We start from the raw sequence: 869 nt of genomic DNA, 5'->3' as shown, positions 1-869 counted from the left end.
GGCCGCCCGCCGCCTCCTGCGCCGCGCGCAGCCTGCGGGCCCGCCGGCCCTCTCCCTCCACCGGCTGGGCCGGTACCGTCCCGGTCTCCTCGGGCAGGTCGTCGTCGACCTCGCGGCGGCGGCCCGGCAGCGCCATGACCAGCACCACCAGCATCAGCAGTCCCTGCGCCCACACCCACACGGTGTGTGTCACGGGAGTCTCGTGGACCAGCTCCAGCCGGCCACCCCGGGCGGGCAGTTCGAAGCCCTGCGCCCAGCCGTCCACGGTGACGGGCTTCAGCGGGCGCCCGTCCAGCGTGGCCCGCCAGCCGGGGTCGGCGGCGTCGGCGATCCGCAGCACCCGCCCGGCGGGCCCGGCGGGGACGGCGGTGCGCACCTTTACCGGCCCGGCCGCGACGGTCTCCGGTTCGGCCGCCGCGCCGCCCTCCCCCTCCGGGGGGACGATGGTGGCCCGGGCGACCTGGGCGTCCACCCGCCACAGCGCGCTGCCGTCCTCCTGGCTGAGCCTGGACAGGCCCGGCGTCGCGTCCAGCACCGCGCTCATCTCGCGGGGCGCGCCGTCACGCACCAGGACGTAGCGGACGGCGTAGCCGCTGAGCTGCTCGGCCTGGTCGGCGCCGGAGCCCGCGACCAGGTTGCCGACGATCTCGTCCAGCCGCCGGTCGCCACCGGCCTCACGGGCCGTGTCGCCGTCGCCCAGCCGCGCGCCGGGACCGCGGACGAGGGTGTACGAGACGCGGGCCGCCGCGGAGGAGGCGCTGTCCCCGGCGCTCCCGGCGCCGGGGTCCCCGTCGAGGACGAGGGTGCGCGGCCGGTCCCGGGTGCCGCTCTCCTCGGCGACGAACGCCGGGACCTGCACCGGGCTGCGC

1 pseudogene is annotated in these 869 nt (G+C 78.8%); it reads right to left on the bottom strand.

Annotation, left to right across the window (positions count from 1 at the left end):
• Window positions 1–869, bottom strand: a pseudogene (locus AC2CJA_RS26935) (family 2 glycosyl transferase); the annotation flags it as partial.

It is taken from the genome of Streptomyces sp. ATLC9, assembly GCF_057196705.1.
Note: the sequence above shows the minus strand (reverse complement) of the source record. Positions and strands in the feature narration are given on the sequence as shown.